Genomic DNA, 3,539 nt, shown 5'->3' with positions numbered 1-3,539 from the left:
ACACGTTGACCGAGGTACTGTCACACGCAACGACTGTTCCTTTCGGAGCGCCGATCAGGCGGCCGATACGATCCCCCGTTCGACCGGGTAAATCGATCCAGCTATGTGTGTTCCATGCCCGGATAAGACTGGTTCCCCATTCCTCGTTGACGACTTCCGCAACGCGCGCCGGTACATGTTTCGGCAGAACACCAAGTGAATTGCCGTCCAGATAGATGACGCCTTCGGGAATCGTAAATGCGTCTTTCTTGTTGGCTAAAACATCGGTTTGATCAGAGGGATGCTGCGAACTCATAAGGGGCTCAACTTCCGGAGTGGAATTTCAAAAAGAAGCCGCACGCTATCAAAGCCCCCTTCCTCAAACAACAGCCTCCACGACGTTTCCGACGACGTCCAGCCGCAGCCGAAAACAGATGCCAATCCGTTCAAATGTCGCAAATGGCATAAACTTGCTCGTTTGCGCACCGTTGCAAAAAATACAAACCACTAGCTTGTTCGCCGAGCGTTCATCCCATCAACACAGTTGAGATATGCAGTCCCAAACAGATGTTCATCAGCGTCTTTGACATTTTTAAAATCGGCATTGGCCCTTCCAGCTCACACACCGTTGGTCCGATGGTGGCGGTTCACAGGTATCTGGAGCGGGTGCGCGGACTTGCTGGGGCCGAAATGCAGACGGCCCGCTTGACCGTGACCCTTCATGGCTCGCTGGCATTTACCGGCAAGGGACACGCGACCGACAAGGCTGTCTGTCTCGGATTGCTTGGCGCAACACCGGACACTCTCGACCCCAACCAGGTCGACACGATGCTGGAAGACCTGCAACGCGCAAAGCTTCTGAATGTTCCGGGCCTGCCCACACTTCAGTTCGACCCGGAGACGGATGTCATTTTCGACTATGGCCCCTCGTTGCCGTTGCATGCCAACGGCATGACGTTTCATCTTCTGGGGGCAGCTGGCGAGATCATCGACACGTTTGTCTATTACTCGATCGGCGGTGGCTTTGTCGTCAGCGAAGCAGAGTTGCGCAAGACGACAAACGAACCGGTCAACGAACTTGCAGCTCAGGATGTCCCGTTTCCGTTCGCCACAGCCAGGCAGATGCTAGAAATGGGGGCGGAAGCCGGGCTTTCGATCGCGGAGATGAAACTCTGCAACGAATGCTGCGACAAATCCCGGGAAGACGTTGAGGCTGGCATCGACAGGCTGTGGTCGGCCATGGACCAGTCAATCCGGTATTCTCCCCGGTGGATTGAAAGTGAAGCGGCGCGCTGCCGAGATCTATCAAAAACTCATTCGTGAGGGCCGCAGCAACCCGCTGTTCGAACATACAGTGGTCGACTGGCTTGGCGTCTACGCCATGGCGGTCAATGAGGAAAACGCTGCCGGAGGTCGCGTCGTTACGGCGCCGACGAACGGCGCGGCCGGCGTTATCCCGGCGGTCACCCGCTACTATCTCGATCATTGCCCGGATGCCGATCATGAAGGCATCAGAAAGTTTCTTCTGACAGCGGCAGCCGTGGGAGGCATCATCAAGGCGAATGCATCGATCTCCGGGGCGGAAGTCGGCTGCCAGGGTGAAGTCGGTTCAGCTTCGGCAATGGCCGCAGCCGGTCTTTGCGCCGCGCTTGGCGGCACTAACGAGCAGATTGAGAACGCAGCTGAAATCGCTCTTGAACATCACCTCGGCATGACCTGCGACCCTATTGCCGGGCTGGTTCAGGTGCCGTGCATCGAGCGCAACGCACTTGGGGCCGTCAAGGCAGTCACCGCCGCTTCCCTGGCGCTGCGTGGAGACGGCTCTCATTTCGTACCGCTCGACGGTTGCATCGAAACCATGCGCCAGACCGGCATGGACATGATGGAACAATACAAGGAGACCTCAAAAGGCGGTCTCGCTGTCAATATCGTCGAATGCTAGGTCACGCCTCAATAAACAGACCGAGTTGACATGTTTGAGTGACCTAAACTTCTGAAAATTTACGCCTTTTCGCGACGAACCTTGCCGACAGGCCGAATTAGCGCAATAGTTTCTCCCTACCGTTGACTGAACCGTCTTAGGCACACGGTTGGGAGAATACGCATGGAATTTCTTCAATGGCTGGCGTCTCAATCGGCGCTGGTGTTTTTGTTTGCAGCTGTTGCTTTAGGTTATTTCGCAGGCAAACTGAAAATCGGCAATTTCGTGCTCGGTGGCATCGCCGGCACTCTGATCGTCGGCGTTATTCTGGGTCAGGTCGGCGTCACCATCGACAGCGCGGTCAAGGATATCTTCTTCGCCCTCTTCATCTATGCGGTGGGCTATCAGGGTGGGCCTCAGTTCTTCCACGCATTGTCGCTCAAATCTCTCAACCAACTGATTTCGGCCGCGGTGATGTGTCTGCTTGGCCTGTTCACGGTTCTGGCGTTTGCCTGGGGTTTTGACCTTGATCGCGGGACAGCTGCCGGCTTGGCCGCAGGTGGTCTGACACAATCGGCCATCATCGGCACCGCCGGTGAGACCATCCAGAAACTCAATGTTTCCGCCGATCTGAAATCGGTCATGGAAACGAATATCGCCGTTGGCTATGCGGTTTGCTACATCTTCGGTTCCATCGGCCCGATCATCATGATCACCTGGTTCTTCCCCACGGTCATGCGCTGGGATATTCGCAAGGAAGCCATCCAGCTGGCGGAGAAGATGTCCGGTGGCTCAGGAACTCTTGAACCCGGCCAGTTCAATGCCACGCACCGTGTCGACACCCGGTTTTACCACCTGAAGTCAGCCAGTGATTGGATTGGTCAGCCGATCCAGAAACTGGATGCCTCCTTTGATGACCTTGCCGTTGAAGCGGTGCTTCGGTCCGGCCGGGAAGTGGAGTTGAGCGACAGCGAAACGCTTCAGGCAGGGGATATTGTCGCCCTGACCGGGTTGGTCAAGGCATTGGAAGATCAAGCGGTGGACTGGGCGAGTGAAACGCAAGCACCCAACGGCTACAAGCTTGTGCTCGAAAACAGGCATATCGTTCTTACCAACCCGGATTATGCCGGCAGTAAATTGCAAGGCATCCATGATCACACCAAATCAAATGCCTTGCGTGATGTGTTCGTCACCGGTGTTCACCGGATGGGACGGGAGCTGCCCCTGTTGCCCGACCTTGAAATCCACAAGGGCGACGAATTGCAGCTGACAGGCAGCCCGCGCGACCTGAATGAAGTGCAGAAAAAGATAGGGTATCCGATCAGCGCTGCGCAGGTAACCGATTTCATCTTCTTCGGCATCGGTATGACCCTTGGTCTGCTGGCCGGGATGATCGAGTTCAAGATCGGTGGTGTTCCGGTCACGGTCGGCAGCGGTGGCGGCTGCCTGCTTTCCGGCCTGCTCTTCGGTTGGTTGCGCAGTACCCATCCACGTTATGCGGCACTTCCGACGGGCGCCGTCAATTTCCTCAGGGACTTTGGCCTGGCCGTCTTTGTGGGTGTCGTCGGGATCAGTGCCGGGCCACAGGTTCTCACAACCTTGCAGGAGCAAGGTGTCAGCCTGTTCCTGTTTGGCATCG

Annotated in this window: 1 protein-coding gene and 2 pseudogenes; 2 read left to right on the top strand and 1 reads right to left on the bottom strand. The window is 56.3% G+C overall.

Annotated features, from left to right (window positions below; genetic code table 11):
- A pseudogene (locus K5905_RS30000) lies at positions 1 to 295 on the bottom strand (kynureninase); the annotation flags it as partial.
- A 251-nt stretch (positions 296 to 546) separates the two neighbouring features.
- Between K5905_RS30000 and K5905_RS29995 the strand changes: the two are divergent.
- A pseudogene (locus tag K5905_RS29995) lies at positions 547 to 1,921 on the top strand (L-serine ammonia-lyase).
- Positions 1,922 to 2,083: 162 nt separating this feature from the next.
- A partial coding sequence (aspT, locus tag K5905_RS29990) for an aspartate-alanine antiporter (protein WP_297591334.1) occupies positions 2,084 to 3,539 on the top strand: 1,456 nt, incomplete at its 3' end.

Source organism: Roseibium sp. (assembly GCF_025698965.1).
Taxonomy (GTDB): Bacteria; Pseudomonadota; Alphaproteobacteria; order Rhizobiales; family Stappiaceae; genus Roseibium.
Note: the sequence above shows the minus strand (reverse complement) of the source record. Positions and strands in the feature narration are given on the sequence as shown.